The sequence below is a fragment of the Kosakonia cowanii JCM 10956 = DSM 18146 genome, assembly GCF_001975225.1.
In the GTDB taxonomy this organism is placed as follows: Bacteria; Pseudomonadota; Gammaproteobacteria; order Enterobacterales; family Enterobacteriaceae; genus Kosakonia; species Kosakonia cowanii.
This window is the reverse complement of record NZ_CP019445.1, coordinates 2556837-2578601: the sequence shown is the minus strand read 5'-3', so window position 1 is coordinate 2578601 and position 21765 is coordinate 2556837. Positions and strand designations below refer to the sequence as shown.

Annotated in this window: 21 protein-coding genes and 1 pseudogene; 15 read left to right on the top strand and 7 right to left on the bottom strand. The window is 57.2% G+C overall.

Annotated elements, in window-relative coordinates:
- The first annotated feature begins 11 nt into the window (after window positions 1-11).
- From lptE to lipA, 14 genes and pseudogenes are all read left to right on the top strand, one after another.
- Window positions 12-578, top strand: a complete 567-nt coding sequence (lptE, locus tag BWI95_RS12115; protein WP_076769547.1) for an LPS assembly lipoprotein LptE — start codon at window positions 12-14, stop codon at window positions 576-578.
- Entirely contained in the window at window positions 578-1609 is a 1032-nt protein-coding gene (gene holA / locus BWI95_RS12110) for a DNA polymerase III subunit delta (protein WP_054804216.1), read from the top strand. The genes lptE and holA overlap by 1 nt, the downstream gene beginning before the upstream one ends.
- Before the next feature lies 1 nt (window position 1610).
- Window positions 1611-2252: a nicotinate-nucleotide adenylyltransferase gene (gene nadD, locus BWI95_RS12105; protein ID WP_167552469.1), complete on the top strand. Its 642-nt coding sequence runs from the start codon at window positions 1611-1613 to the stop codon at window positions 2250-2252.
- A 25-nt stretch (window positions 2253-2277) separates the two neighbouring features.
- On the top strand, window positions 2278-2895 hold the full coding sequence (locus BWI95_RS12100; RefSeq protein WP_054804218.1) for an adenosylcobalamin/alpha-ribazole phosphatase: 618 nt from the start codon (window positions 2278-2280) through the stop codon (window positions 2893-2895).
- Window positions 2896-3139: 244 nt separating this feature from the next.
- Window positions 3140-3457: a ribosome silencing factor gene (gene rsfS / locus BWI95_RS12095; RefSeq protein WP_023479923.1), complete on the top strand. Its 318-nt coding sequence runs from the start codon at window positions 3140-3142 to the stop codon at window positions 3455-3457.
- Window positions 3458-3460: 3 nt separating this feature from the next.
- Window positions 3461-3928, top strand: coding sequence for a 23S rRNA (pseudouridine(1915)-N(3))-methyltransferase RlmH (gene rlmH, locus BWI95_RS12090; RefSeq protein WP_003858701.1), 468 nt, complete (start codon window positions 3461-3463; stop codon window positions 3926-3928).
- Window positions 3929-3954: 26 nt separating this feature from the next.
- Window positions 3955-5856 (top strand): peptidoglycan DD-transpeptidase MrdA, encoded by a 1902-nt coding sequence (gene mrdA / locus BWI95_RS12085; RefSeq protein ID WP_076769546.1) that lies wholly within the window; start codon window positions 3955-3957, stop codon window positions 5854-5856.
- A 2-nt stretch (window positions 5857-5858) separates the two neighbouring features.
- Complete coding sequence (gene mrdB / locus BWI95_RS12080; protein WP_023479966.1) at window positions 5859-6971, top strand: peptidoglycan glycosyltransferase MrdB; 1113 nt, start codon at window positions 5859-5861, stop codon at window positions 6969-6971.
- Between the two features lie 10 nt (window positions 6972-6981).
- Window positions 6982-8223, top strand: a complete 1242-nt coding sequence (gene rlpA, locus BWI95_RS12075) for an endolytic peptidoglycan transglycosylase RlpA (protein WP_076769545.1) — start codon at window positions 6982-6984, stop codon at window positions 8221-8223.
- 138 nt (window positions 8224-8361) lie between these two features.
- Window positions 8362-9573 (top strand): D-alanyl-D-alanine carboxypeptidase DacA, encoded by a 1212-nt coding sequence (gene dacA / locus BWI95_RS12070; protein ID WP_023479926.1) that lies wholly within the window; start codon window positions 8362-8364, stop codon window positions 9571-9573.
- A gap of 103 nt (window positions 9574-9676) precedes the next feature.
- Window positions 9677-9940, top strand: coding sequence for a DUF493 family protein YbeD (gene ybeD / locus BWI95_RS12065; RefSeq protein WP_017455881.1), 264 nt, complete (start codon window positions 9677-9679; stop codon window positions 9938-9940).
- Between the two features lie 87 nt (window positions 9941-10027).
- The gene (gene lipB / locus BWI95_RS12060) at window positions 10028-10669 is read left to right on the top strand and encodes a lipoyl(octanoyl) transferase LipB (protein WP_054804126.1); all 642 of its coding nucleotides are present in this window, start codon (window positions 10028-10030) and stop codon (window positions 10667-10669) included.
- Window positions 10670-10976: 307 nt separating this feature from the next.
- Complete coding sequence (locus BWI95_RS12055; protein WP_054804125.1) at window positions 10977-11930, top strand: YbeF family transcriptional regulator; 954 nt, start codon at window positions 10977-10979, stop codon at window positions 11928-11930.
- 210 nt (window positions 11931-12140) lie between these two features.
- Window positions 12141-13105, top strand: a pseudogene (lipA, locus tag BWI95_RS12050) (lipoyl synthase).
- A 67-nt stretch (window positions 13106-13172) separates the two neighbouring features.
- Here the strand turns inward: lipA and tatE are convergent.
- Complete coding sequence (gene tatE / locus BWI95_RS12045; RefSeq protein WP_023479962.1) at window positions 13173-13370, bottom strand: twin-arginine translocase subunit TatE; 198 nt, start codon at window positions 13368-13370, stop codon at window positions 13173-13175.
- 128 nt (window positions 13371-13498) lie between these two features.
- Window positions 13499-14287, bottom strand: coding sequence for a deaminated glutathione amidase (locus tag BWI95_RS12040; RefSeq protein WP_076769544.1), 789 nt, complete (start codon window positions 14285-14287; stop codon window positions 13499-13501).
- An 89-nt stretch (window positions 14288-14376) separates the two neighbouring features.
- Here BWI95_RS12040 and crcB point away from each other — a divergent pair, with 89 nt between their 5' ends.
- Complete coding sequence (crcB, locus tag BWI95_RS12035; RefSeq protein ID WP_054804124.1) at window positions 14377-14760, top strand: fluoride efflux transporter CrcB; 384 nt, start codon at window positions 14377-14379, stop codon at window positions 14758-14760.
- 56 nt (window positions 14761-14816) lie between these two features.
- On the opposite strand, the gene cspE is transcribed toward crcB, so the two are convergent.
- The 5 genes from cspE to BWI95_RS12010 all read right to left on the bottom strand — a co-directional run bounded on the left by cspE (window position 14817) and on the right by BWI95_RS12010 (window position 21759).
- Window positions 14817-15026 carry a transcription antiterminator/RNA stability regulator CspE gene (cspE, locus tag BWI95_RS12030; RefSeq protein WP_007373839.1) on the bottom strand — a complete coding sequence of 70 codons (210 nt, stop codon included), beginning with the start codon at window positions 15024-15026 and terminating at the stop codon, window positions 14817-14819.
- 190 nt (window positions 15027-15216) lie between these two features.
- On the bottom strand, window positions 15217-15780 hold the full coding sequence (pagP, locus tag BWI95_RS12025; RefSeq protein WP_076769543.1) for a lipid IV(A) palmitoyltransferase PagP: 564 nt from the start codon (window positions 15778-15780) through the stop codon (window positions 15217-15219).
- 170 nt (window positions 15781-15950) lie between these two features.
- Entirely contained in the window at window positions 15951-19070 is a 3120-nt protein-coding gene (locus tag BWI95_RS12020; protein ID WP_076769542.1) for an efflux RND transporter permease subunit, read from the bottom strand.
- Window positions 19067-20506 (bottom strand): efflux RND transporter periplasmic adaptor subunit, encoded by a 1440-nt coding sequence (locus BWI95_RS12015; protein WP_054804122.1) that lies wholly within the window; start codon window positions 20504-20506, stop codon window positions 19067-19069. The genes BWI95_RS12020 and BWI95_RS12015 overlap by 4 nt, the downstream gene beginning before the upstream one ends.
- Window positions 20506-21759: a TolC family protein gene (locus BWI95_RS12010; RefSeq protein WP_054804121.1), complete on the bottom strand. Its 1254-nt coding sequence runs from the start codon at window positions 21757-21759 to the stop codon at window positions 20506-20508. Before BWI95_RS12010 ends, BWI95_RS12015 begins: the two co-directional genes overlap by 1 nt.
- Between the last annotated feature and the right edge of the window lie 6 nt (window positions 21760-21765).

The following is a 21765-nucleotide window of genomic DNA, read 5'->3' as shown; positions in this document are numbered from 1 at the left end:
CGGGAGGAAGCGTGCGATATCTGGCAACACTGTTCGTAACCCTGGCGGTGCTGGTCACCGCCGGATGCGGCTGGCATCTGCGGAACACAACTCAGGTGCCGCCGGAAATGAAAACGATGATCTTTAACTCTGGCGATCCGAATGGACCGCTGAGCCGGGCTGTTCGTAGCCAGCTTCGCCTCAACGGCGTGACGCTGCTCGATGACAGCACGCTGCGTCAGGATGTACCGTCGCTGCGTCTCGGCTCTGTGTCAATGGGACGCGATACTGCTTCCGTTTTCCAGAATGGCCAGACCGCAGAGTATCAAATGGTGCTGACCGTACATGCAAGTGTGTTGATCCCGGGTCACGATATCTATCCGATCAGCACCAAGGTGTACCGTTCGTTCTTTGATAACCCGCAGAAAGCGCTGGCAAAAGCGGCTGAGCAGGAGATCATTACACAAGAGATGTATAACAAAGCCGCAGAGCAGCTGATTCGTCAGTTGCCGAGCGTGCGTACGGCGGATGCGAAAAACACGCAAAATAGTGAGGCTTCCTCAAGCGTGACGCCCGCCCCGGCAACGCCAGGTAGCTGATGCTCAGGCTTTATCCGGAACAACTCCGCGCGCAGCTCAATGAAGGGCTGCGCGCGGCCTATCTGCTGCTCGGTAACGATCCGTTACTGCTGCAAGAGAGCCAGGATGCGGTGCGGCAGGTTGCCGCCACGCAGGGCTTCACTGAACACCACACCTTCTCGCTTGATGCCAGCACCGACTGGGATGCGATCTTCTCTATTTGCCAGGCGCTGAGCCTGTTCGCCAGCCGACAAACCCTGCTGTTACAGCTGCCGGATAACGGCCCGAACGCCGCGATGAACGAACAGCTGGCAAAGCTGGTTAGCCTGCTGCATGATGATCTGATCCTGATTGTGCGCGGCAATAAGCTTACCAAAGCGCAGGAGAACGCCGCCTGGCTTAGCCAGCTTAATACGCAGGTGGTGCAGGTCAGCTGCCAGACGCCCGAACAGGCGAACCTTCCACGCTGGGTGGCGGCACGGGCAAAACAGAACAAACTGGAGCTGGACGACGCCGCCAATCAACTCCTCTGCTACTGCTACGAGGGGAATTTGCTGGCGCTGGCGCAGGCGCTCGAACGCCTGGCGCTGCTGTGGCCCGACGGCAAGCTTACCCTGCCCCGCGTCGAGCAGGCGGTTAACGATGCCGCGCACTTCACGCCGTTTCACTGGGTCGATGCCCTGCTGGCCGGTAAGAGCAAGCGCGCGTTACATATTCTGACCCAGCTGCGGCTGGAGGCGTGCGAGCCGGTGATCCTCCTGCGTACCGTGCAGCGCGAGCTGCTGCTGCTGGTCACGCTGAAACGCCAGATGACGCAGATGCCGCTGCGCGCGCTGTTCGATAAACACCGGGTGTGGCAAAACCGCCGCGGCACCACCACGGAGGCGCTGAACCGGCTGAGTGCCGATCAGCTTCGCCAGGCAGTGCATCTGCTGAGTCGCATTGAGCTGATCGTCAAGCAGGATTACGGTCAGTCGGTCTGGGCGGAGCTGGAGGGGCTTTCTCTGCTACTCTGTCACAAAGCCCTCGCTGACATCTTTATTGATGGTTGATATGAAACAGTTACAAGCGCTGTTTGGCGGCACCTTCGATCCTGTCCATTACGGTCACCTGAAACCGGTGGAAGCGCTGGCAAATCTTATTGGCCTGTCAAAAGTGACGATCATGCCCAATAATGTGCCGCCCCATCGCCCGCAGCCAGAGGCGAACAGCCAGCAGCGCAAAACCATGGTCGAGCTGGCAATCGCTGATAAACCGCTCTTCACCCTTGATGAGCGTGAACTGATGCGCAATGAGCCCTCCTATAGCGCGGATACGCTGCAGGCGTGGCGGCAGGAGTCTGGCGAGAAGGCACCACTGGCATTTATTATTGGCCAGGACTCGCTGCTCACTTTCCACAGCTGGCATCGCTACGACACCATTCTTGATAACTGCCACCTGATTGTCTGCCGCCGCCCGGGTTATGCCCTGACGATGAGCGAAGAGGCTCATCAGCGCTGGCTGGACGCACACCTTACAACCCGCGTAGAGGATCTGCACACTCTGCCCGCCGGTAAAATCTATCTTGCCGAAACGCCGTGGTTTGATATCTCCGCCACGCAGATTCGCCAGCGGCTGGCGCACGATGAGCCGTGCGACGATCTGCTGCCTGCCGCCGTGCTCGAGTACATCCATCAACAGGGCCTCTACCGCTAAACCGCGCGATAAACAGGAGAAGTGCATGCGACTCTGGTTAATACGCCACGGCGAGACCGAAGCGAACGTGGCCGGGCTCTACAGCGGACATGCCCCTACCCCCTTAACGCCAAAAGGATTAGCCCAGGCGCAAACCCTTCACCACCTGCTCCACGCCGTACCGTTCGATTATGTGCTCTGCAGCGAACTGGATCGCGCCCAACAGACCGCGGCGCGCGTGCTGGCATCGCGCGATATCGAAACTCACACCACGCCCCTGCTCAATGAGATGTTTTTTGGCGACTGGGAGATGCGCCACCACCGCGATTTAACGCACGACGATCCCGAGCGCTACGCCGCCTGGTGTACCGACTGGCAGCATGCGGTTCCGACTAATGGTGAAGGTTTTCAGGATTTTTCGGCGAGGATCGAGCGCGTGGTGACGCTGTTGCAGGATCTGAAACAGACGCAGAAAAATGTGCTGATCGCCAGCCACCAGGGGGTTATCAGCCTGCTGATTGCCCGTTTACTGAATATGCCCGCCTCGTCGCTGTGGCATTTCCATATTGACCAGGGCTGCTGGAGCCGGGTGGATCTGCGCGACGATTTTGCCACGCTGCGGGTGCTAAACAGCCGCGCGGTCTGGCATCCTGACGATAAGTAGCCGCTTTTTCATCCATCTTTTAAGCTGTAGTGATTCGGTGATTGACAGGACCCCGCAGGCTGCTATTCTCCGCGCGCAGAAATTGTTTTACAAAATTGGCGATGCAATCGCGCGGCCAGGATGGGATGATAGCCCACTTTTCATGTCGCGAAGCCTGGACTTTTGTCCCGACATTCGCCGTCTTTCAGGTATAATGTCAGGCTGTTTATGACCAGTACATTTTTTACTCACCCAGGGGGAACACTTGCAGGGTAAAGCACTCCAGGATTTTGTTATCGACAAAATTGACGACCTGAAAGGTCAGGACATCGTCGCCATTGACGTTCAGGGCAAATCGAGCATCACCGATTGCATGATCGTCTGTACCGGCACTTCAAGCCGCCATGTTGCTTCTATCGCGGATCACGTGGTTCAGGAGTCCCGCGCAGCGGGCATGCTGCCACTGGGCGTAGAGGGTGAAAGCGCCGCCGATTGGGTGGTCGTTGATCTGGGCGATGTCATGGTCCACGTCATGCAGGAAGAGAGCCGTCGTCTGTACGAGCTGGAAAAACTCTGGGGTTAATGCGTGAAGCTGCAACTCGTCGCCGTCGGCACAAAAATGCCGGACTGGGTACAGACAGGTTTTACCGAGTATCTGCGCCGTTTTCCGAAAGATATGCCGTTTGAGCTGGTGGAAATTCCCGCCGGCAAGCGCGGCAAGAACGCGGATATCAAGCGCATCCTCGATAAAGAGGGTGAACTGATGCTGGCCGCCGCCGGCAAAAACCGCATCGTCACCCTTGATATCCCCGGCAAACCGTGGGATACGCCGCAGCTGGCACATGAGCTGGAGCGCTGGAAGCAGGACGGACGCGATGTCAGCCTGCTGATCGGCGGCCCGGAAGGGTTGTCTCCCGCCTGCAAAGCGGCAGCTGAACAAAGTTGGTCGCTCTCTGCGTTGACACTTCCTCACCCGCTGGTGCGTGTGTTGGTTGCCGAAAGCCTGTATCGCGCATGGAGTATCACGACCAACCATCCTTATCACCGTGAGTAACGAGTCTTAGGCGGATTTAGCAGCGGATGAAATTACAGAACTCTTTTCGCGACTATACGGCTGAGTCCGCGCTGTTTGTGCGCCGGGCTGTAGTCGCTTTTACGGGGATATTGCTGCTTTCCGGCGTGCTGATCGCCAACCTTTATAACCTGCAAATCGTCCGCTTTGCGGACTATCAAACCCGCTCCAACGAAAACCGCATCAAACTGGTGCCCATCGCGCCCAGTCGCGGCATTATTTACGATCGCAACGGTACGCCGCTGGCGCTGAACCGCACCATCTACCAGGTGGAGATGATGCCGGAGAAGGTCGATAACGTGCAGCAAACCCTCGACGCGCTGCGCGATGTGGTCGATCTGAACGATGACGATATCGCCAACTTCAAAAAGGAGCGCGCTCGCGCGCACCGCTTTACCTCGATTCCGGTGAAAACCAACCTCACGGAAGTGCAGGTGGCGCGCTTCGCCGTCAACCAGTACCGTTTCCCCGGCGTGGAAGTAAAAGGCTATAAGCGCCGCTACTACCCCTTCGGCTCTGCGTTGACCCACGTGATCGGCTATGTGTCGAAAATCAACGATAAAGACGTCGAGCGGCTGGATAAAGATGGCAAGCTTGCCAACTATGCCGCGACTCACGATATCGGCAAGCTCGGCATCGAGCGCTACTACGAAGATGTGCTGCACGGCCAGACCGGTTATGAAGAAGTGGAAGTGAACAACCGGGGCCGCGTGATCCGCCAGCTGAAAGAGGTGCCGCCGCAGGCGGGACACGATATCTACCTGACGCTCGATCTCAAACTGCAGCAGTATATTGAAACCCTGCTCGCCGGCAGCCGTGCGGCGGTCGTGGTGACCGATCCGCGCACCGGCAGTATCCTGGCGCTGGTCTCAACGCCAAGCTACGACCCGAACCTGTTTGTTGATGGTATCTCCAGCAAGGATTACTCCGGGCTGCTCAATGACCCGAATACGCCGCTGATTAACCGCGCCACCCAGGGCGTCTACCCGCCAGCATCAACGGTTAAGCCTTATGTCGCGGTCTCCGCGCTCAGCGCCGGGGTGATCACCCGCAATACCAGCCTGTTCGATCCCGGCTGGTGGCAGCTTCCGGGTTCCGAAAAACGGTATCGCGACTGGAAAAAATGGGGACACGGGCATCTGAACGTCACCAAATCCCTGGAAGAGTCCGCCGATACCTTCTTCTACCAGGTCGCTTACGACATGGGCATCGACCGCCTTTCCGAGTGGATGAGCAAGTTTGGTTACGGCCACTACACCGGCATCGACCTTTCGGAAGAGCGCTCCGGCAACATGCCAACCCGCGAATGGAAACTGAAGCGCTTTAAGAAACCCTGGTATCAGGGCGATACCATCCCGGTCGGCATCGGCCAGGGGTACTGGACCGCGACGCCGATCCAGATGAACAAAGCGATGATGACGCTGATTAATGATGGCATCGTGAAAGTGCCGCACCTGTTAATGAGCACCGTCGAGGACGGCAAAAAAGTGCCGTGGAAGCAGCCCACGCAGCCGCCGGTGGGTGATATTCACTCCGGCTACTGGGAGATTGCCAAAGATGGCATGTATGGTGTCGCGAACCGCCCTAACGGTACCGGTCACAAATACTTTGCCAATGCGCCTTACAAAGCGGCGGCGAAATCGGGTACCGCACAGGTCTTCGGCCTGAAGGCGAACGAAACCTATAACGCCCACCGTATTGCCGAGCGTCTGCGTGATCATAAATTGATGACCGCTTTCGCCCCGTACGACAATCCGCAGGTCGCCGTCGCCATGATTCTGGAAAACGGCGGCGCAGGTCCGGCCGTAGGTACCATCATGCGGCAGATCCTCGACCACATTATGCTTGGCGACAACAACACCGAATTGCCGGCGGAAAACCCCTCCACGGCCGCGGCAGAGGACCAATAATCATGACGGATAATCCGAACAAAAAATCGTTCTGGGATAAGATCCATCTCGACCCAGCGCTGCTGCTGATCATTCTCGCGCTGCTGTTTTACAGCGCGATCGTTATCTGGAGCGCCAGCGGCCAGGATATCGGCATGACCGAACGTAAAATCGGCCAAATCGCTATGGGGCTGGTGGTCATGGTCGTGCTGGCGCAGGTGCCGCCGCGCGTCTATGAAGGCTGGGCGCCCTATCTCTATGTCTTCTGCGTTATCCTGCTGATTGCGGTTGACGCCTTCGGTGCTATCTCCAAAGGCGCGCAGCGCTGGCTCGATCTCGGCGTGGTGCGCTTTCAGCCGTCAGAGATTGCCAAAATCGCCGTACCGCTGATGGTGGCGCGCTTTATCAACCGCGATGTCTGCCCGCCGTCGCTGAAAAATACCGGCATTGCGCTGGTACTGATCTTCGTCCCTACCCTGCTGGTAGCGGCGCAGCCGGATCTCGGTACCTCGATTCTGGTGGTGCTCTCCGGGCTGTTTGTGCTGTTTCTCTCCGGCCTGAGCTGGCGGCTAATCGGCATTGCCGCGCTGCTTGTCGCCGCCTTTATTCCGATAATGTGGTTCTTCCTGATGCATGATTATCAGCGCCAGCGCGTGATGATGCTGCTCGATCCGGAAACCGATCCGCTCGGCGCGGGCTACCATATTATTCAGTCGAAAATCGCCATTGGTTCCGGCGGCCTCAGCGGCAAAGGCTGGCTGCACGGTACCCAGTCACAGCTGGAGTTTCTGCCGGAGCGCCACACGGACTTTATTTTCGCCGTACTGGCGGAGGAACTGGGCCTGGTGGGGATTTTGATCCTGCTGGCGCTCTACCTGCTGTTGATTATGCGCGGGCTGTGGATCGCCGCGCGGGCGCAAACCACCTTTGGCCGGGTGATGGCCGGCGGTTTGATGCTGATTCTGTTCGTATATGTGTTCGTAAATATTGGTATGGTAAGCGGTATCTTGCCGGTGGTAGGCGTTCCGCTGCCGCTGATCAGTTACGGGGGTTCCGCCCTCATCGTACTCATGGCCGGGTTTGGTATCGTGATGTCGATCCATACCCACAGAAAAATGTTGTCCAAGAACGTTTAAGAGGTGCGCAATGCATAAGCTTTGGCCTGGGATCTGTATAGCAGCAGGGTTACTGGCGGCCTGTACGAGTAATGATAATCAGCAGCAGACAATGGTTGCGCCACAGCCTGCGGTCTGCAACGGCCCGGTGGTGGAGATCAGCGGCGCGGAGCCGCGCTATGAAACACCTAACGCCACGGCGAATCAGGATTATGAGCGCGACGGTAAACGCTACACCATCGTGCAGGATCCCTCCCGCTTCAGCCAGGCGGGCTTTGCCGCCATCTATGACGCCGAGCCGGGCAGCAACCTGACCGCCTCCGGTGAAGCGTTCGATCCGATGCAGCTCACTGCCGCGCATCCGACGCTGCCGATTCCGAGCTATGCGCGTATCACCAACCTGGCGAACGGCCGTATGATTGTGGTGCGCATCAATGACCGTGGCCCGTACGGCAGTGACCGCGTTATCTCGCTATCGCGTGCCTCTGCCGATCGTCTGAACACTTCGAATAACACCAAAGTGCGCATCGACCCAATTATCGTTGCGCAGGATGGCTCGCTCTCCGGCCCGGGAATGGCCTGTACCAAAGTGGCGCAGCAGACCTATGCCCTGCCGGCGCGCCCGGATTTGAGCGGGGGCGGCATGAGCGCTGCGCCGCAGCCGAACGAAGCCCAGCCGATGCAGCCGATTGCCGCACAGCCGAGCGACGCTCAGCCAGCGGAAACGCAGGCTAACGTGCAGCCGATCAGTAACGATACGCTGAAAAGCGATGATCCGACCGGTGCCCCAGTGCGCAGCGGCGGTTTCCTCGGCGCGCAAACGCCGCTCGCCTCTGGCGTGCTGGAGAGCAGCGAGGCCGCACAGCCCGCAATGAACACCGCCACCCAGCCTGCTGCCGCTACGCCGGTGAACCAGACAGAGCCGGTTACACAAACGGCTGCGCCTGCCACGCGTAACTCCCCGGTGACGGCACCTGGTTCGGTGCAGGGCACCGTTCACAGCGCGGCACCGGCTGCCAGTGCGCCTGCTGCTGCCGCAGCGGCCAGCGGAAGCTATGTGGTGCAGGTTGGCGCAGTAAGCGATCAGACCCGCGCGCAGCAGTATCAGCAGCGCCTGGCACAGCAGTTTTCCGTGCCGGGCCGCGTGACGCAGAATGGCGCGGTGTGGCGTATTCAGTTAGGGCCGTTCAGCAATAAGTCTGAGGCCAGCGCGTTGCAGCAGCGTCTGCAGAGCGAAGCGCAGTTACAATCTTTTGTAACGCGCGCACAGTAGTCAGGAAAGGTGTCTGATTTTGTCAATTTGTGTAAGTATGATTCACACTCTCACGCGCAAAGTCAGATGCCTGCCGGTATAGCTTTTGCTATAGTAAGGCACTTTTTTTAACTCCATCACGGATGTCGTTGTTCGACCATGAAGACCACTTTTTCCGCTCGTTTCGTGCAGCGCCTGGCGCTCACCACGGCGCTGACCGCAGCTGCCCTCTCCGCTGCGCATGCCGATGACCTGAACATTAAAACCATGATCCCAGGCGTTCCGCAGATCGATGCGGAGTCCTATATCCTGATCGATTACAACTCCGGCAAAGTGCTGGCGGAACAGAACGCCGATGCGCGTCGCGATCCGGCAAGCCTGACCAAAATGATGACCAGCTACGTTATCGGCCAGGCGATGAAAGCGGGTAAGTTCAAAGAGAGCGATGTGGTGACCATCGGTAATGACGCCTGGGCAACCGGCAACCCGGTGTTCCGCGGCTCCTCGCTGATGTTCCTGAAACCTGGCATGCAGGTGCCGGTTTCCCAGCTTATCCGTGGTATTAACCTGCAATCGGGCAATGACGCCTGCGTGGCGATGGCCGACTACGTCGCTGGCAGCCAGGACGCATTTGTTGGCCTGATGAACAGCTACGTCAACGCGCTGGGCCTGAAAAACAGCCACTTCCAGACCGTGCACGGCCTGGATGCTGAAGGTCAGTACAGCTCCGCCCGTGATATGGCGCTGATTGGCCAGGCGCTGATCCGCGATGTGCCGAACGAATACTCCATCTACAAAGAGAAAGAGTTCACCTTCAACGGCATTCGCCAGACCAACCGTAACGGTCTGCTGTGGGATAACAGCCTGAACGTTGACGGCATCAAAACCGGTCACACCGATCGCGCCGGTTACAACCTGGTGGCCTCGGCAACCGAAGGCCAGATGCGTTTGATCTCCGCCGTGATGGGTGGGCGCACCTTTAAAGGGCGTGAAACCGAGAGCAAAAAACTGCTCACCTGGGGCTTCCGCTTCTTCGAAACCGTCAGCCCGTTGAAAGCCGGGAAAGAGTTCGCCTCTGAGCCAGCCTGGTTCGGTGACAGCGATCGCGCCTCGCTGGGCGTGGATAAAGATGTCTACCTGACCATTCCGCGCGGTCGTATGAAAGATCTGAAAGCGAGCTATGTGCTGAACAGCAGCGAGCTGCACGCGCCGCTGCAGAAAAACCAGGTGGTCGGCAGCATCAACTTCCAGCTGGATGGCAAAACCATTGAACAGCGTCCGCTGGTGGTGTTGCAGGAGATCCCGGAAGGTAACTTCTTCGGCAAAATCATTGATTACATTAAATTGATGTTCCACCACTGGTTTGGCTAAAGATTGCGCACTTGAAAGTGTGATCTCTGCCCCCATATACTGAACATCTCAAAAAACTCCTGCCCCTTCGGCAGGAGTTGTTATTTTTTACGCCGGAGCTGACATGAAAACCAATCTTAAAGAACTGCTTGAATTCCCGACACCTTTTACTTACAAAGTGATGGGTCTGGCGAAGCCTGAGCTGGTTGATCTGGTGGTTGAAGTGGTACAGCGCCATGCGCCAGGTGATTACTCTCCGCAGGTAAAACCGAGCAGCAAAGGCAACTACCACTCGGTCTCAATTACCATCAACGCGACGCATATTGAACAAGTTGAAACGCTGTACGAAGAGCTTGGCAATATCGAAATTGTTCGTATGGTGCTGTAAAAGTTAGTGACGTTACCCGGAGCCATTCGGGTAACGTTTTCGCTGTGATATACTCCCCGCACTCTTTTCTCCGCCGGAGATGCCGTTTTGTCTCAGGACACCATTCTTATCCGCAATCTTGGTTTACAGCCCTACGCGCATGTCTCTCAGGAGATGCACGACTTCACCGATCGCCGCGATGACGACACCCCCGACGAGATCTGGCTGGTGGAACACCCGCCTGTTTTTACTCAGGGCCAGGCCGGTAAAGCCGAACACGTGCTCGCCGCGGGCGATATTCCGGTCATTCAGAGCGATCGCGGCGGCCAGGTAACCTACCACGGGCCGGGTCAGCAGGTTATGTACGTGTTGATTAACCTCAAGCGCCGGAAAATTGGCGTGCGTGAGCTGGTCACGCTGCTGGAAAACACGGTGATCAATACCCTGGCGCAGCTCGATATTGTGGCGAATGCACGGCCGGATGCGCCGGGTGTCTATGTCGATGGCAAGAAGATCTGCTCGCTCGGTTTACGCATCCGCAAAGGTTGCTCATTCCATGGCCTGGCGCTGAATATTGATATGGACCTGGCGCCGTTTATGCGCATCAACCCGTGCGGTTATGCCGGAATGGAAATGACCCAGGTCAGCAAACTTGTTGAAAACGCGAGCATGGATAAAATAAGGACGATTCTTATCCAGCACTTTTTAGCGTTACTAAACAATCCGCCTCATCAATATATGAGCGCTTAATGTATGATGTATCACGGCCCGCAATTTGTGCGGGTCGTTATATATTTGCCCTGTTAACGCTTTACAATAGAAGCCATATTCTCTATTTTCAACCTGCCTGCCCTCTCTGGCTAATATGCGTTACCATGCTTCGCCAGACTTCTTACATATGCTTCAGGCCAATTGTTTTCCGACTGCATTGCCCGGCATCGTGATGAAAAAATCTACGTAATGATGAGACGAGACAGGACGTTAACTCAGTTTGCTGATGAACAAAAAAAACAAATTCAACTATCATTCATATTGCGAATGAAAACGGAGCACAAGCGTGGATAATAAGAGCCTGCCGGAAAAGCGAATAACAGTGCGTCCCCAGGATGATAAGCCGCAAGTCTTCCGAACCCTGCGCAATATTGATCTCAATTTATTGACCATTTTTGAGGCGGTATATGTGCATAAAGGGATCGTTAACGCCGCGAAAGTGCTAAACCTGACGCCATCCGCTATTAGCCAGTCAATCCAAAAATTGCGTTCAATATTTCCCGATCCGCTTTTCATTCGCAAAGGTCAGGGCGTGACGCCGACCGCTTATGCAGCCCATCTGCATGAATATATCAGCCAGGGGCTGGAGTCGATTCTCGGCGCGCTCGATTTAACCGGCAGCTACGATAAGCAGCGCACGATAACGGTGGGCACGACGCCCTCTATCGGTGCACTGGTGATCCCGGTGGTCTTTCAGGCGATCAAAGAGAGCGCCCCGCATCTGATGATGCGCAACATCCCGATAAGCGATGCTGAAAGTCAGCTCAGCCAGTTCCAGACCGATCTGATTATCGATACCCATATCGCCAGTTCGCGCACCATCAATCACCACGTACTCTTTTCTGACCGCCTGATGCTGGTGTGCCGCAAAGATCACCCTTGCCTGAACGAACCGATTAATGAGCTGGTGTTGCAGAAGTATGAGCACACGCTGTTGATGCTTGAGGGGCAGAACCTGAGCGCGCTGCGCCAGCGGATGCAGGATCTCTTCCCTGAACGCCAGGTCTCGTTTAGCAGTTACAATATGTTCACAATCGCTGCACTGATTGGTAGCAGCGATCTGCTCGGGCTGATGCCGTACCGTTTATATGAACTTTTCCGCCACTGCTGGCCGCTGGTCGAGATCCCCTTCCCGCCGGTCAACAATGAGCGCCTGGATATTTCGCTTTACTACAACAAGTTAAGCCTGCGCGACCCGGTGCTGGAGAGCGTGGTAGATGTGATCAGACGGGCGTTTTAACGCCCGCTGGTACCAGGAAAAGTGATAAATGGCCTGCGGGCCTTTAGCACAAAACAACAACTATTTCACAATTTGGCAGTCCGTCAGGCTGCTTTATCCCCGCTATAGATGGTATACTGCGCCTACGTTAATTCAAAAATAGTTGATAAATACAACTTCTCCTTGAATTGAAATGCCTTCTTCGTCACCCGCAACTGGAACACGCACGCTATGAGTAAACCCATTGTGATGGAACGCGGTGTAAAGTATCGCGACGCCGATAAAATGGCGCTTATCCCGGTAAAAAACGTGGCAACAGAGCGTGAAGCCCTGTTAAGAAAACCGGAATGGATGAAAATCAAACTCCCGGCCGACTCCTCCCGTATCCAGGGTATCAAAGCTGCCATGCGCAAAAACGGGCTGCACTCTGTTTGTGAAGAGGCTTCCTGCCCGAACCTCGCTGAGTGTTTCAACCACGGTACCGCCACGTTTATGATCCTTGGCGCCATCTGTACGCGTCGCTGCCCTTCTGCGATGTGGCGCATGGCCGTCCTGTTGCGCCGGATACCAACGAACCGCTGAAACTGGCGCAGACCATTGCTGATATGGCGCTGCGTTATGTGGTCATCACCTCCGTTGACCGCGACGATCTGCGTGACGGCGGCGCTCAGCACTTTGCTGACTGCATTACCGCGATTCGTGAGAAGAGCCCGACGATCAAAATCGAAACCCTGGTGCCGGACTTCCGCGGCCGTATGGATCGCGCGCTTGATATTCTCACCGCCACGCCGCCGGACGTGTTCAACCACAACCTGGAAAACGTGCCGCGTATCTACCGCCAGGTGCGTCCTGGTGCGGATTATAACTGGTCGCTGAAACTGCTGGAGCGTTTTAAAGAAGCGCATCCGGAGATCCCGACGAAATCGGGCCTGATGGTCGGTTTAGGCGAAACCAATGCGGAAATCATTGAAGTGATGCGCGATCTGCGCCGCCATGGCGTGACCATGCTGACGCTGGGCCAGTATCTGCAACCGAGCCGTCATCACCTGCCAGTGCAGCGCTACGTCAGCCCGGATGAGTTTGAAGAGATGAAAGAGGAAGCGCTGGCGATGGGCTTTACCCATGCAGCTTGCGGTCCGTTCGTCCGCTCCTCCTACCATGCAGATTTGCAGGCCAAAGGGATGGAAGTGAAGTAACACTTACTTACACTCAATACAGAAAAACCGGCTGATAGCCGGTTTTTTTTCGCCTGTCGTGGCGCGATTACTCTTTGTGAGAGAGTTTCTCTGCTGTGACAACGTCTGCGTCTTTCTTCGCAGCATCATCATCGTTCATGGCTTTTTTGAAGCCCTTGATCGCTGCACCAAGATCGCCGCCCAGTGTACGCAGTTTCTTGGTCCCAAACAGCAGAACCACTAACGCGGCCACGACCAGCAGTTTAGTAATACTAATCTCACCCATAGATACCTTCTTTCATAAAACAGGCTGTAAAAAGCACCGTTGATAACCTGACACCATTAACGGTCATTCAGTGCGCGCACACAATAGCAATCTGTAACGAGATGAATCAAGCACTGATTAAAAAAACATCACAACAATTGAGGATGCGCAAAACGGCGATTGAGTAAAACGGGAAGTTTTTCCCGCGTATGCGCCACGCGCTCAGCCGTCACGTCGGCAAAAATTAACTGCGCCTCCTCGGCTGCCGCGGCAAGCGTAACACCTTGCGGATCGACGATCCGGCTTTGGCCAATATTCTTGTTGCCGCACTCGCCAGCAGCCACCAGATAACAGGTGGTGTCCAGCGCCCGCGCGGCAAGCAACGTTGCCCAGTGCATCTCTTTTAGCGGCCCGCGTACCCAGGCGGCGGGTAGCACCAGCAGCTCAGCACCCTGTAAGGCCAGCGATAACGCTAGCTCCGGGAAACGAAGATCGTAACAGGTCATCAGACCCACCTGCATCCCCTCCACCTCAATCAGCGGTGGCAATGTGTTTCCGGCATCGACCCGCGCGGACTCCTGCATGCTGAACGCATCATAAAGATGCAGCTTGGCATACTGCGCGATGATCTCCCCGCCGCGCAATACCACCAGCGTATTAACCGCCCTGCCCGCTGTTGACGGAACATGCACAGTCAGCACAGTAGTCATGGTATTACGTCGGCTCTCTTCGCAAAGCAGGCTCAGAAAGCCCTCATCAAGCCGCTGCGCGGATTTCACCGACATATGCGGGTCATTATCATCCCGCGCCAGTAATGCCTCTGGCAGCACCAGCAGCGAGGCCTGTTGGCGCGTGGCCTGTGCCATTAAGGATACACACGTACGGGCGTTAGTTTGCCACACGGGTGTGACAGCAAATTGTCCGGCAGCAACAATCATCACGTTTCTCCTTACAGTATTGCCATAGCCAGCTTCCGGCCACGACGGTAAACTCGGCACATTCACTTATCAGATAGCAGGATAGCTCAGTGTTACAACTCCTTTTAGCGGTATTTATCGGCGGAGGCACGGGCAGCGTGGCGCGCTGGATGCTGAGTATGAAACTTAACCCGGTTCATCAAATTATTCCGCTCGGTACGCTGACGGCTAACTTAATTGGCGCATTTATTATTGGTGCCGGGCTGGCGTGGTTTAATCGTATGACGCATATCGATCCGGTGTGGAAAGTGCTGATAACTACCGGATTTTGCGGCGGGTTAACGACCTTCTCCACCTTTTCGGCAGAAGTGGTGTTTTTACTGCAGGAAGGGCGCGCAGGTTGGGCGCTGCTAAATGTCGCCGTTAACCTGTTGGGATCGTTTGCCATGACCGCACTGGCGTTCTGGCTCCTCTCAACCGCTAACGCAAACTGAAGGCAATAAAAAACCCGCCTTGCGGCGGGTTTTGGAATTCTTGCTGTACGCGCTGATTAAACAGGCATTACGTTAGCAGCAGATGGGCCTTTGGCACCGTTAGTGATTTCAAACTCAACGCGCTGACCTTCGGCCAGGGTTTTGAAACCATTGCTCTGGATTGCAGAGAAGTGTACGAACACGTCTTTGCTGCCATCTTCCGGAGTAATGAAACCGAATCCTTTGGATTCATTAAACCACTTAACGTTACCTTTAATCTTAGACATCAAAATTACCTTTACATGAAAAAACGACACAAATGCTGTGTCGGGTATCAGTACAACAATTGTCGCGAGTTTTGTCCAGTCGTTATTCGCGAAAAAGTGATAAATGTCGCGAACTTTTTTTCCAGCGCCGCATTATTCCGCGTTTTTCGCGCTGTTTACTCTTTGTCCACTATAACCACTGATGCGTCGATCAAAACTGGAAGCGCATCCACGCGAAGTAAACGTTACCGTTGTTGTAAGTGCCGGGAATGTAGGTCATCTGGAACGTCGCCGGTCCATAGCCAATTGAGGCCAGCGGCAGCAGCACCGGAATCGGAATGTACTTCCAGTTATCGCGCGCGGTAACACCCGCGGTGTAACCAAGACCCAGATGGAAATTCTCATCCGCCAGCGGGCGCCAGGTCTTTTCCCAGCCGTAGCCGCCAATCGGCTCCCACTTGTTAAAGGAGTCTTTAAACGCCATCAGGTAGAGCCCGTGCCAGTTCCCCTTCTCATCCCAGCGATCCTGACCAAAGCCTGCGCCCCACGGACGCTCGTTATAGCGATCGGTTTTGTCCTTGTCATAGGCGAAACGCGCATGCCAGGTGATGGCAGGCACATAGAGATCGTAGTTATCCGGCTGCTGCCACGTTTGCTTAACGTTGTCAGCGAAAACGGTGTACCAGGGTTTGTCTGCTGCGTGAAGTGTTGGAATCAGTAAAATCTGTAAACACAAAAAGACAGCGAAATATTTAAATTTTTTATAAACAGCCACAACAAATTTTCCATATAACAAATCAACTTCTATTTTCCGACACCTTACCTTAATAGTTCCTTAACGAAATTAGTGTTGTTCTTAAACCTGCCAGGAAGAGTCCCATTTGCTGGCTGGTTACAAAACTTAATAAAGTATCAAGCGCCCCGTTGCCGAGGCGCATATTAAGGTCAGCGTTTTCGATGGAGTAAATAATAGAGCGCCGGAATCACCAGCATTGAGAGCAGCGGTGCGGTAACCATCCCGCCGATCATCGGTGCCGCGATACGACTCATCACCTCTGCACCGCTGCCGCCGCCCCACATGATCGGCAGCAGCCCGGCCATAATGGTCGCTACCGTCATCACTTTTGGGCGCACGCGTAAAACCGCCCCCTCGTGTATCGCGAGAAGCAGTCGCGTATTAGGTTCATCGGATTCAGAGATGCGATATTTCTCAAGGGCATGATTAAGATAGAGCACCATAATAACCCCGAACTCTGCCGCCACACCGGCCAGCGCAATAAAGCCGACGGCGCCCGCCACCGATAAGTTATATCCCAGCAGCCAGAGCAACCAGACGCCGCCTATTAATGCGAAGGGCAATGTCCCCATAATTAATAAGACATCACTCACTCGTTTGAAGGTAATAAACAGCAGCACAAAGATAATTATCAGCGTCACCGGCAGGACAATTTTCAACTTCGCCGTCGCGCGTTCGAGATACTCAAACTGCCCGGACCAGCTGAGCGTAACGCCCTGCGGCAGTGCCACCTGCTGCGCTACCCGCTGCTGCATCTCCTCCACCGCCGACTTCAAATCACGCCCGCGCAGATCGACGTAGATCCAGTTCGACAAGCGTGCATTCTCGCTCTTCAGCATCGGCGGCCCTTCGGTAATCACCACCTCTGCCAGATCGCCGAGCGCAATCTGGCTGCCGCTGGCGGTGATCACCGGTAGTGCGCGCAGATCGTCGACGTTCGCCCGAAGATCCCGCGGGTAACGCACATTGATGGGGAACCGCTCGCGCCCCTGTAACACCTCGCCAATCTTTTCGCCGCCCACTAAGGTTGCGACCAGCGACTGCAACTCCTGCACCGAGACGCCATAACGCGCGGCCTGCTGGCGATTAATGTTGATATCAACATAGCGCCCGCCAGCCAGCCGCTCCGCCAGCGCGGAGGTGACGCCCGGCACGCTTTTTACCACCTGCTCAATCTTCTGCGCCACGCGCTCAATATCGGCAATGTTATTGCCGTTCACCTTAATCCCTACCGGGCTCTTAATGCCGGTCGCCAGCATGTCGAGGCGGTTACGGATCGGCGGCACCCAGACATTGGCGATGCCCGGCACGCTGACGGTTTTATCCAGCTCATCGATCAGTTTTTCCGGCGTCATGCCGGGCCGCCACTGCGCGCGCGGTTTAAAGCGAATGGTGGTTTCCAGCATGGTCAACGGCGCAGGGTCGGTCGCGCTCTCCGCCCTGCCCGCCTTACCAAACACGCTCTCCACCTCCGGCACGCTTTTGATCAAACGATCCGTTTGTTGCAGTAAGCGCCCCGCTTCACGGGCGGAAATCCCCGGCAGCGTCGAGGGCATATAGAGCAGATCGCCCTCATCCAGCGGCGGCATAAACTCACTGCCAAGGCGGCTGAGCGGCCAGGCGGTCGCCACTAACAGCAGCAGGGCGATGGCGAGCATCGCTTTCGGCCACGCCAGCACCTTATCGAGCAGCGGTTCATACAGGCGGATCAACACGCGGTTAATCGGGTTGGCCTTCTCATCAGGGATCTTGCCGCGGATAAAGAGCGCCATCAGCACCGGCACTAGCGTAATGCCAAGCCCGGCGGCGACAGCCATCGCCCAGCTTTTGGTAAACGCCAGCGGCGAGAACATCCGCCCCTCCTGCGCCTCCAGCGAGAAGACCGGAATAAACGACAGGGTGATGATAAGCAGGCTGCAAAAGAGCGCCGGGCCGACCTCCACCGCTGCCTGCTCGGAGAAGCGCCAGTAATCGCCCCGCGCTGGCAGGCGGCCAGGGTTATCGTGCCGCCACTGCTCCATCACTTTGTGCATGTTCTCAATCATCACAATCGCCGCATCGACCATCGCGCCGATGGCAATTGCGATGCCGCCCAGCGACATGATATTGGCGTTGATCCCCTGATAGTGCATGACGATAAACGCACCGAGAATGCCCAGCGGCAGTGAGATAATCGCCACCAGCGCCGAGCGAAAGTGAAACAGGAACAGCGTGCAGACCAGCGCAACAACGATAAACTCTTCAATCAACTTATGGGTCAGCGTGCCGACGGCGCTCTCAATCAGCGTTGAGCGGTCGTAAACCGGTACAATCTCCACGCCGGCGGGCAACGTTTTTTGTATCTCAGCAAGCTTCGTTTTGACCGCCTGAATGGTTTGCAGCGCATTCTTGCCGTAGCGCATCACAATCACGCCGCCCGCCACTTCCCCCTCGCCGTTATACTCCGCCACGCCCCGGCGCAGCTCCGGCCCGAGGCGCACGGTCGCGATATCGGAAAGCATCACCGGCACGCCGTCGCGGCTGGCAATCACCGTCTGGCGAAAATCCTCCGGCTGGCGCAAGTAGCCGCTGGTGCGCAGCATAAACTCCGCTTCGCCCATCTCCAGCAGCGCGCCGCCGCTCTCCTGATTCGCCGCCTGCACCGCGCTTACTAACTGCTGATGGGTGATATTGAGCGCGCGCATCTTTTGCGGGTCCGGCACAATCTGGTACTGGCGCACCATGCCGCCGACGCTGGCAACCTCGGCGACATTGGGCACAGTTTTCAGTTCAAATTTCAGCGTCCAGTCCTGCAAGGCACGCAGGTCGGCGAGGTTGTGCTTACCGCTGCGATCCACCAGCGCATACTCATAGATCCAGCCGACGCCGGTGGCATCTGGCCCGAGGCCCACCTCCACTCCGGCGGGCAGCGATGCCTGAATCTGGCTCAGGCTCTCCAGCACCCGCGAGCGCGCCCAGTAGAGATCGGTATCATCGTCAAACAGCACATAGACATAGGCATCGCCAAACATCGAGTAGCCGCGCACGGTTTTCGCCCCCGGCACCGAGAGCATGGCGGTGGTGAGCGGATAGGTCACCTGATCCTCTATCAGCTGCGGCGCTTTGCCCGCATAGCTGGCGCGAATAATCACCTGCACATCCGAGAGATCGGGCAGCGCATCAAGCGGCGCGCGCTGCAACGACCAGATGCCCCAGCCGGTGAGGACAAGCGCCGCCAGCAGAACCAGCAGGCGGTTGCGTAATGAGGCGCGAATCACGGCAGCAATCATTTCGTCGCCTCCGGCATCAGATGGGTAATAACCGCGCCCGCCTCATCATCCAGCGTGAAGCTGAACATCACCTTATCGCCCACTTTCACCTGCGGATCGGGATCTGTAAGCGTAAAGTCCATCGTCATCGCCCCCCAGTTCAGTTCGGGGATCGGTTGATGACTCAGGGTAATGGTGCCGTTATCTACCGCCTGCACCACGCCGCTGGCACGATATTCCGGTGTTTTTTTGACGGAAGTCGGCTGCTGCGGCAAAGCACTGCGCAGGCTCGCTTCGGAGTCGATCAGGAACTGCCCAGAAGTGACAACCTCATCGCCCTCCTGCAGCCCGGAGAGGATCTCCCGCCAACCCTGCGCGCGCCGTCCGGCCGTCACATTCACCGCACGGAAATGCCCCTCGCCGGTTGCCAGCAGCACGCGGCTGGCGCGCCCGCTTTCGATCAACGCCTCTTCCGGGATTGCCAGCACTGCAGGCTGCTGTGCTCCTTCCGGCTGGGTGACGGTAAGAAACATGCCGGGTTTCAGCTTCTGCTGCGGGTTTTCCAGCACGATGCGCGCTTGCAGCGTGCGCGTGGCGCTGGCGAGCTGCGGCAACAGTTCGCTGACGCGACCGTGGAAACGCTCGCCCGGCCAGCTTTCGCTGGTCGCTTCCACTTCGCTACCAACCTTCAGCGCCTGCGCCTGGCTTTGCGGATAATCGACCAGCAGCCAGACCGGATCGAGGCTCGCCAGTTCAAACAGCGTTTGCGTGGCGGCGACCTGCGCCCCTTCGCGGGTATCGAGTTTGGTGATATAGCCGTCGCGCGCGGCGCGGATGATCAGCCGGGTCTGCGCTTTGGCGCTGCGCTCCACCGCGCGAATCACCTCTTGCGGCATAAACTGCAGCGCCAGCCGTTCGCGGGCGGCGCGCGTCAGTTCGCTGTCGCCGAGTTGGCGCACCGCCAGATACTCCTGCTGCGCGCTGGTCCACTGCGGGATCCAGAGCTGCGCCAGCGCCTCGCCCTTTTTCACCCACTGCTGCGGCGCGCGGACAAAGAGTTTCTCCACCACGCCCGCCGCCGGTGAGGGTACGATCTGCATCGCACGCTCGTCGGTAGTGACGGTGGCAAACGCGCTGAAAGCACTGGCGAGCGGCCGTTTCTCCACCTTCGCGGTGGTCATGCCAAGATTTTGCTGCTGTTGGGCGCTGATGCGCACGCCGCCGTCAGCGGGCGCATCATCGGCATATTTCGCCACCAGCGGCATATCCATAAAGGGCGATTTGCCCGGTTTATCGAAGCGCTGGTCCGGCACCATCGGGTCGTACCAGTAGAGCACTTTGCGCGCCTGTTGCGGCTGGCTGCTATCAGCGGGCACGCTCTCTTGGCGACCAGTAAGGTAACCGGCGCTGGCCGCCACGCAGGCAGCAACCGCTACGGCTAACAGGGTTCGTTTCATCACATCACCTCCTGTGGGATAAGCCAGCGGATCGCTGCCCACTGCTGCGCCATCGTTTTTTCGGCCTGATTGAGCGCCAGTTCACCGTCGAGCACGCTGCGGCGCGCCTCAAGCAGCGCCGGGAGATCGGACTGCCCGGCGCGGTACTGGGCCGCTAACAGCGCGGAACGGCTACGCAAAAGCGGCAGCACGTCATCCCGCTGGCGCTGCCAGAGGGTTTGCGCGGCGTTGTACTGGGCAATCAGGGTGTGAAGTTCGGCGAGATGCTCGCGTTCGGCGAGCGCCAGTTGGTCATTGGCCTGCAAGGTACGGGAGACGTCGGCGGCGTGATCTTTATCCTGACGGCGGGACTGAAACAGCGGCAGGTCGACGGTAAACATCACCCCGGCCATATCCTCATACCCCTCGGCACGCCGCCCATACCACACCTCCACCTCGACATCGGGCAGTGCGGCAATCGCCGACTCCGCCGAGCGGGCTTTGGCGCTGTTGGCAACGCTTGCGGCAGCCAGGATATCGGGATGCTGGCGAATCGCCTCTTCCAGCGTTTTCTCATCGCCTGGAAGACGCTGATAGCGGGGAAGCTCGCCGCTGACGGCGGTGATCGGCTGCCCGGTAAGCTGCATCAGCCGGGTCTGTGCCAGTTGAACATCCCGCTCGGCCAGGGTGACTTTATCGCGCATCGCGCTCAGGCCGATTTGAAAGGCGAGCACGCTGTCCGGCAGGGCATTACCCGTGCCGACGCTGGCGCGTTGCGCGCCCTGCTGACGCGCGGTTTCCGCCACTAATTGCCGGGCGGTGTGCAGCGCCCGCAGTGAGAGCGCCAGCTCAAGCCACGCCTGGGCGGTATCGCGCTGGAGCGCTGCGCGCACCGCGTGGGATTTGGCCTCGATGCTGCGCGCTTCGGCCAGCAAGGTGTCGGCTTTACGATCGCGTTTTTCCGCGCTGACATACTGCTGCATCACGCCAATGCGCTGCATAGTCATGCCTTCGCGGGTCAAACGGCGGTCGTTATTGCCCTGTACCGGCACATTCTCAATGCCGAATTTCAGTTTGGGGTCGGGCAACTGGCGGGCGGAATCGGCCATTGCATCCAGCGCCCGGGCTTCGTTACGGTTAGCAGAAAGTTCAGCGGAGTAGCGCTCTGCGGCGGCGAGGGTTTGCGTCAGGGTCAGCGGCTCCGCCTGCGCGGCGGAGCAGATAAGCGCAAGGCAAGCCCCGCCGAGCCGCAGGCTCAGCGAGTATCGTTTCATGGTTAC